The sequence below is a fragment of the Streptomyces sp. NPDC051020 genome (genome assembly GCF_040683105.1).
GTDB lineage: Bacteria > Actinomycetota > Actinomycetes > Streptomycetales > Streptomycetaceae > Streptomyces.
This window is the reverse complement of record NZ_JBFBCG010000162.1, coordinates 1-7,383: the sequence shown is the minus strand read 5'-3', so window position 1 is coordinate 7,383 and position 7,383 is coordinate 1. Positions and strand designations below refer to the sequence as shown.

The window sequence follows — 7,383 nt, the reverse complement described above, 5'->3', positions numbered from 1 at the left end:
GACGAAGCACACAGGACAAGCGGATCCGCGGGCAAGGCCTGGGCCGCCATCCACGACCAGGACGTCATCCCCGCCATGCGCCGGCTCTACATGACCGCCACCCCCCGCATCTGGAAAGAACGCCCACCCCGGAACATCGAGCGGGCCCTGGTGGAGACCGGGGAACCGTTCGACGGGTGGGACCGGCTCCCACGCGAGCTGGCCTGCTCCATGGACAACCCCAACATCTACGGGCCAGTCGTCTACGAGCTCTCGCTGGCGTCCGCGGTGTCACGGGGGCTTCTGGCCAGGTATCAGATCGTGGTGGTCGAACTGACCGACCCCATCGTCACCCCCGCCCGCCTCGCCAGCGACGAAAAACGCGAAGAGCAGCTGCGCGGTCAGCGGATGGGGGCGCTGCAGGCCGCACTGCTCGAGACCATGGCCGAGCACCGGCTCCAGACCACCATCACCTTCCACCACCGCACGATCGAAGCCTCCGCATTCGCCAAGGGACTGCCCCGGGTCGCGCAGCGCCTGCACGCTTCGGACCCCGGGCGGTATCCGGAGCGGGTGTGGGCCAACTGGCTGAGCGGTGAGCACGAGGTGGACCACCGGCGCTCCGTGCTCGCTGACTTCGGGCGCAGGGCGGGGCGTGCGGTGCTCTCGAACTGCCGCGTTTTGAACGAGGGTGTGGATATTCGAGCGGTGGACAGCGTAGCCCTGCTGGACCCCAAGGGGTCCGCGGTCGATATCGTTCAGGCCATCGGCCGGGCATTGCGCCAAAAACCAGGCCAGAGAAAGATTGCAACACTGATCGTGCCCGTCTTTCTGGCGCCGGGTGAACAGCCGGAAGACATGTTCACCTCCGCCTCGTATCGCCCCTTGGTGAAAGTCCTTGAAGGCCTTAGGGCACACGATGAACGCGCCATCGAGATGCTCGCTATCCCGCAGGAGAACCAGAAAAACGTCGTTGACCCGTCGCAGAACATCGGCCCCGAGCCAGAGGAGGGTGAAGAGGAGTCACGGCTGCTGCTCCGCTTCGCCACCCCACGCGACCCCGTCATGATCGCGAAATGGGTACGGTTCAACATCATCAGCACCGAACGCCAGGACTGGCAACGCGGCTACGCCGCCGCCCGCCGCTACCTCGAGCGGGAAGGCTCACTGGAGGTCCCGTACGAGCACCAGGAGGATGCGTACCCGCTGGGCAGGTGGCTGTCCGATCAAAGGCGCGCCTACCGGGCCGGGATGCCCACCGAGCGGGCCGACGAACTCGAGGAACTCGGCATCGTCTGGGACACCGCCGACGCCGCCTTCGAAGAAAACCTCGCCGCCGCCCGCGCCTACTACGCAGAAGCCGGCACCCTGGCCGCGCCCCGCCACGCCACCGCCCTCGACAAACCCATCGGCCAATGGCTCACCAACCTCCGCCGCCCCGACGGACTCGGCAAAGACCCGAAGCGGGCACAGCGACGGGCCGAACAACTCACCGCCATCGACCCCGACTGGAACCCCCGCACACTCGGCTGGACCATCGACTGGCAACGCCACTACACCGGCCTGAGCGCCCTCCTGGAAGCCGGGGCGGCCCTCGAGGAGATCGTGCCCGGTGTCACGCACCGCGGAGACGACATCGGACGCTGGCTCACCACCCAAACCCGCGACTGGACCCGCCTCAACGAGGAACAGCAACACCGACTGGGCGAGATGGGCGTGAAACCGGCTGAACGACCCCAGAAGACCGCAGCGCCACGCCCCGCAAGAACAGGAGCAGAGCGCGGCACCGACGCCTTCCAACGCGGCCTACAAGCCCTCACCCAGTACATCGCACGGGAAGGAAAAACCGTCGTCGGGAGGCAGCACGTCGAAGAACTCCCGGACGGCACGTCTGTGCGGCTGGGCGTATTTCTGAGCAACCAGAAAAGCCGCCGCGACCGCCTCAGTGAACAGCAACTCTCGCAGCTCGCCGCACTCGGGCTGAGGTGGGCATAGATTCCTGCGATGGACCATGCCTTCACTGTTGAGAAATTGACCGAGTTCCTGGATCTTGCCAACGAACATCTAGGCGATATGGATCTAGCGCGAGAGATACCTGGTGCGGAGTGGCCTAACTGGCCTCAGGAGTTGGTCGTCCAGGAAGTCCGGGCGCGGCAGATCGCGAACGCTTACGCGCCAGGCCTGGGTGACGTCGACCCGGAACTAGGCGAGACCGACTACTGGTATCGCGTGCGCACCGCTGCCGCGCAGGCCCTGGGTGCGACCTCTCACCTTCGTGTCAGTACGCAACCTGCACATATATCGCCCGGTGACAGTACTTACACCCCGGACCTCTCACCTCAGGACAGTGACCCCACACACCGAAACAGCCACCGCCCAACGGCAACACACCAACGCCCCAATATCTCTCACACCACTGTCCCGAAACCAAGAGATCGCAACCATGGCCGGAGGAAGCGCAGAGTTGGCGGAATATCAACCATTGAGAGTTAAAATGATTGACTTTTTTTGCCGCCATTGTTTTGATCATGAAGTAGCGAACGGGGGTCGTCCGGAACGGCGGCAGCGCCCAGTCAGCACCTGGGGGTGCCACTCGCGCTAACCGCCGAGGAATACCGCCGACCGCGGACGTGCAGACCCCTGACAAATGTCATGGGTCAACCGTGCGGGGGGCGTGAAGATTGATTGCATATGGCACTGTCGTGCCGCAGCACGTGACACGAGGCTGAAACTCATGGAAGCCAACGACTACAAGAATGACGTCGTGATCGATGTCCGTGACGTACGCAGGACGTACGGCGTGGGTAGCCGGTCCGAGTACGAGGCCGTGCGAGGTGTCAGCCTGCAGGTCCATCGGAGGGAGGTCTTCGCTCTGCTCGGGACGAACGGAGCGGGCAAGACCTCCACAGTGGAACTGATGGAAGGCATGGCGCCGACAAACAGTGGAGAGGTACGCGTCCTGGGTCTTGATCCCTACCGCCAACGCGCCGAAGTCCGCCCCATGACCGGGGTCATGCTGCAGAGCGGCGGCTTTCCGGCGGACCTGACGGTGGCTGAGGTGGCACGCTTCTGGTCCAAGTGCTCTCCGCCCGCGCGTACGGTCTCCGAGGTACTGAGCCTGGTCGGACTCACCGGCCGGCGCACGGTGCCGGTCAAGCAGTTATCAGGCGGAGAGACCCGTCGGCTGGATCTGGCGCTCGCAGTCATCGGCGGCCCGCAGGTGCTGTTCCTGGACGAGCCCACGACGGGCATGGACCCCGAAGGGCGTCACGACACCTGGGACATCGTGCGGCAACTGCAGCAGGGCGGCACCACAGTACTTCTGACGACGCACTATTTGGAGGAAGCAGAAGCGCTCTCCGACCGCCTGGCCATCCTGCAGAAGGGGCGTGTGGTCGCCGAAGGCACCGCCGCCGAGGTCATCGCCGGGCATCCCTCCCGTATCGGCTTCGACCTTCCCGCAGGTCTACATCCCGAGTCCCTGCCGCCGCTGCCGGGCACCACTCACCGGCAGACCGACGGGCAGAGCCTCGTGCTCCACACCCAGGACCTCCAGACCGTGCTGACCCGCCTGCTGAACTGGGCCGCTGAGCAACACGTCGCTCTGGAAGGGCTGGACGCCCGAACGGCATCGCTCGAGGAAGCCTTCCTGGCGATGACCATCAGCGCAGAGTCCCGGCCCGCAAGGAGCAGCTCATGACCTCGTACACGTCCAACGGATTCTCCTCCCGCCGGAGCCGGATGTTGGCGCTCGGGCACACCGAACTGATCATGCTGCTCCGGAACAGGAGTGCCCTCTTCTCCGCCCTCGTCCTGCCTCTCGGATCGCTCTGGTTCATCCACTCCGTCACCCCGTCGACGTTCACTGCCAGGGACGACGAACAACTCCTGGCCGGCCCGGTCCTGGCGACCGGCACGATCGGCATGGTCCTGCGTGGGTCCGCAGCGCCGGCGACAGGAGGACCCAGCCGTTCCTCCCTCCGCGCCCCGCGCTCCTCGCCGCTCTTGAGGCAACCGCCACCAGACACCCCGGTGCCCGCTATGTCGCGCCGCTGCCACACGGCAACACGCTCCACTACGCGGCACCAGGAGCCGGCTCCACGGCCGATCTCCTCTTCTCACGCGACCCTCAGGCCCACGCGAGGGCCGGTTCGCTCCTGGAACACCTCGGAATGCTGCTCCGCGCACTCCACGCCGCACCATCAGCAGCGACCGACGCTGCCGCCGACATGCCCCTGACCTGGCTCCGTCTGTCAGCCTGGATGGACAGCCCGCTGCCCGGTCCCCCGGCAGTGCTGCACGCGCGTCTCCGGCAGGCCCTCGGCACCCACCGCTGGCAGCTGCTCACCTCATGGCTGGAGAGCCTGCGCTCAGGACCCCGGGTATTGCTGCACGGGAACCCGAGCCTGGGGCTGCTCGTGCCGTCGGAGTCGGATGAGGCCGACGCGCTGCTCACCGGGGAAGAGCTGGGCCTAGGCAGCTGGCAACAGGACGTCGGCTGGGTACTGGGCGAGCTTCACGAACTACGTTCCCTGTCAGTTCGGCTGCCACTTTCGGTGGATCCCGCCGACTGGGACCGCCTCGCGGCACGATTCATTGAAGGCTACGGACTCCCGCCCGACCCGTCGGCTCACCGCGCGGCAACGCTCAAGACCCTTCTTCACCTGCACGATTTCTGCGTCTTCGTGACGTGGGACGACACCGAAATACTTCGCTACACCGCTGTCATCACACACCTGGTCGACGAGCAGGAAAAGGATTGAGAAGTGCCTTCCGACACACCCCTCGCCTACCCCGCCGCCCGACGTCAGGACCTGGTGGAAAGACTGTTCGGCCACTCCGTCACCGATCCGTACCGGTGGCTGGAACAACACGACAGCGAAGAAACTCGGACCTGGCTCGCCGAGCAGGACAGCCTCAGACATGCCGCACTCGACGCGCTGCCCGGGCGGGACCAGCTGCGCACTCACCTGAACGAACTGATCTCGGTAGGCGTGATCGGCCCGCCCGTCTGGCGCGGAACTCGCCACTTCTTCATGAAGCGCGATCCTCAGCAGGAGCACGCCGCCCTCTACATGGCCGAGGAAGACGGCAACCAGCGCCTCCTGATGGACCCGATGGACCTGGACCCCACCGGACACACCACGTTGGACAGCTGGTACCCGGACCAAACGGGAACCCGGCTCACTTATCAGGTGTCCGTCAAAGGTGACGCCGACAGCTCTCTCTACGTCCTTGATACCGCATCAGGCTCTCTCGTCGACGGGCCCATCACCCGATGCCGCCACTCCCCCATCGCATGGCTGCCCAGCGGTGACGCCTTCTACTACGTGCGCAGCCTGCCCAGCTCCGCCGTGCCCCCAGGCGAGGAGCACTACCATCGGCGTGTCTACCTGCACCACGTCGGCACCGACCCTGACACCGACTCCCTCGTCTTCGGCGCCGACGGATACAAGACAACTTCCTACAGCATCGCGGTCACCGCAGACGGCCGATGGCTCATCCTGACTGCCACGATCGGCGCCGTACGTCACAACGAGGTGTGGCTGGCCGATCTCACCTCCAGCAGCCCCCTGCGCCCGGTCTTCACACCCGTGCAAAGGAACGTCCATGCCCACACGCGCGCCCTCGTTGGCCGCGACGGACAGCTGTACCTTCACTCTGACCTCAATGCGCCCCACGGCCGCCTCGCGGTCACCGACATTGCGAACCCGCAGTCCAGCCACTGGAGGGACATCCTCCCTCAGGACCCGGACGCGAGGCTTGAACACGTCACCATGCTCGACAGCCCGAAACTGGCGCGTCCTCTTCTCCTGGCTGGCCGAAACCGGCACACGTTCAGCGAGATCACGGTCCACGACCTGGCCACGGGCGAGCACATCGATGACATCGATCTCCCCGGCGCCGGCGTCGTCGGCGAGATCCGTGGCCGGGGGCACGAAGCATGGTTCACCTATACCGATCCCTTCACACCGCCGACCGTCTTCCACTGGGACGCCCTCACCCGCACCCGCACGATCTGGGCGTCGCCTCCTGGACGGCAGTCGCTTCCCTCGCGGCCTCCTGGTGCCGTGCATCATCTGAACTGCGCGACGCAGGACGGTACGCAGATCCGGGTCACCGTTTTCGCTCCGCACTCACACCGTGGCCCGCTGCCTGCGATCCTCTACGGATACGGCGGCTTCGGACTCTCCCTGGCACCTGCCTACAACCCGGAGATACTTGCCTGGGTCGAAGCAGGCGGCGTCTACGCCGTGGCCCACGTACGTGGTGGGGACGAGGGCGGAGCGCAGTGGCATGCCGCGGGTGCCAGAGCGAACAAGCAGAAGTCGGTCGACGACTTCCACGCTGCGGCCGAATCCCTCATCCGCGAAGGCTGGACCACCAGCTCACAACTCGTGATCAGCGGTGAATCGAACGGTGGGCTGTTGGTCGGTGCAGCGCTCACCCAGCGTCCCGACCTCTATCGGGCCGTCCTCTGCGGAGCACCTGTCCTGGACATGGCCCGGTACGAGCGGTTCGGGCTCGGGCCGTCCTGGACTGCCGAGTACGGCTCGGCGGAGGTGGAGGAAGAACTCGGATGGCTCATGTCCTATTCGCCGTACCACCACGTCACCTCGGAAGGCGTCTACCCCTCAGTGTTGTTCAGCGTCTCCGAGGGAGACTCGATGGTCGATCCGCTGCACGCCAGGAAGATGTGTGCCGCACTCCAGCACGTCGCAGGGTGCCGTCCGACTCCCGGTGACAACGGGATCGTGCTCCTGCGGCGCGAACCCGACGCAGGCCACGGCGCACGTTCCATGAGTCTCACGGTTGGCCTCCTCGTCGACCAGCTTGCGTTCGCGGCCTGGCAATCCGGCTTGCCGCTCGGGTCGTCGACACGATACGGCGATGGCTTTGATGCCTCTTGGGAGGCTGACAGGCAGCATGCGTAGGACGGCGTTGTGATGTGCTCGCTCGCCGTCGTCGAGGCCCGCGCCCGCGACCACCTCCGGCCCAGATGCTTGCGGGGACAACCCCGTCGCCGCCAAATCGCTCCTGAACCGGCTCATCAACACCAGCCACCAGGTCATCATGAACGGCCCCAGCTACCGACCGAACAAGCGTCCCAGGAACCCGTCGCCAAGCCCTAAGCAAGGGTCTGTCAAACGAACGGCTCTGTCCCATAATCGGTGGTGACACCAACACCGTTGCGTTAGCGCCGTGAGCGGCTATTGAGGCCGTGGTCGAAGAACGCGACGGTGGTGCGGACGGTGTAGTTCTGGGGCGCTGTCACGTTGTTGGGTGTGTTGGTGCCTGACGGCGCGTCGGGGCGTGGTGGGCTTGTGGTCCGGGCCTGGGGTCAGGCCGTGGTGGGCCGGCCGGTGACGCCGGTGATCTGGTCCCAGATGGCGAAGCGGACGG

At 65.7% G+C, this 7,383-nt stretch carries 4 protein-coding genes; all 4 read left to right on the top strand.

The window, feature by feature from the left end; all coding sequences use genetic code 11:
- Window positions 1-1,974 (top strand): Helicase associated domain protein (locus tag AB0N06_RS37545; RefSeq protein ID WP_366139162.1); only part of this gene is annotated, 1,974 nt, incomplete at its 5' end.
- A 739-nt stretch (window positions 1,975-2,713) separates the two neighbouring features.
- Window positions 2,714-3,679 carry an ABC transporter ATP-binding protein gene (locus AB0N06_RS37540; protein ID WP_366139161.1) on the top strand — a complete coding sequence of 322 codons (966 nt, stop codon included), beginning with the start codon at window positions 2,714-2,716 and terminating at the stop codon, window positions 3,677-3,679.
- Window positions 3,680-4,241: 562 nt separating this feature from the next.
- On the top strand, window positions 4,242-4,742 hold the full coding sequence (locus AB0N06_RS37535; protein ID WP_366139160.1) for a hypothetical protein: 501 nt from the start codon (window positions 4,242-4,244) through the stop codon (window positions 4,740-4,742).
- Between the two features lie 3 nt (window positions 4,743-4,745).
- On the top strand, window positions 4,746-6,914 hold the full coding sequence (locus AB0N06_RS37530) for a prolyl oligopeptidase family serine peptidase (RefSeq protein ID WP_366139159.1): 2,169 nt from the start codon (window positions 4,746-4,748) through the stop codon (window positions 6,912-6,914).
- Window positions 6,915-7,383 lie beyond the last annotated feature (469 nt).